This is a genomic window from Parachitinimonas caeni (assembly GCF_030129945.1).
Lineage (GTDB): Bacteria > Pseudomonadota > Gammaproteobacteria > Burkholderiales > Chitinimonadaceae > Parachitinimonas > Parachitinimonas caeni.
Genome location: NZ_JARRAF010000161.1, coordinates 1 through 588 on the forward strand (window position 1 = coordinate 1; position 588 = coordinate 588).

Below are 588 nucleotides of genomic sequence, written 5' to 3' on the forward strand. Positions count from 1 at the left end.
TGCGAAATACTGGAAACAGGGAATGATTCGTTCCGGTTCAAGCAGCGCAGGAGTCAGGCCAAAATCGGATGATCAGATGGAAACTTTTGGATGCCGGTCGCTGGAAAAAATTGGGTGCCGATTGACACGCCCCGGATATCCTTTCTTCCCTCGACACGGCCGCCACCGACCTGTTGATCGGGGGAAGTAACTTCTTCAGTACCGCTTCTTTCCGCTCTTCGGTATACCGCAACATCTCATGACTTTCTCCGCCCCCGTTTTCTTTCCCTTCAAACGATCAGCGCGACAACTAGCCTGACATCAGCAATATCAGTACCACGGTACTGATACGCGTTACCTGTTCGCTTGGTATCAGTATTTATGAGTAAGCGTCCGATCCCACCACCTAGCGCTGCGGTCACCCAGCCACGAAACTCCGGGATTTGATTGGTGGGAGTCAGGTGATGGTGCAGTCATGTGAGTCATGGACAGAGCGGGAAGCACAGGTAGCGAGGTGGCGTAGCAGTGGTTTGAAGGCGGAGGCGTATTGTGAACAGCAGGGTTTGGCCTTGCCGAGCTTCCTGTATTGGGTGAAGCGGCTGCGTCGGC

Annotated in this window: 1 protein-coding gene; it reads left to right on the forward strand. The window is 53.9% G+C overall.

The window, feature by feature from the left end; all coding sequences use genetic code 11:
- Positions 1–443: 443 nt before the first annotated feature.
- Positions 444–588 (forward strand): IS66 family insertion sequence element accessory protein TnpA (tnpA, locus tag PZA18_RS25565; RefSeq protein WP_407951217.1); only part of this gene is annotated, 145 nt, incomplete at its 3' end.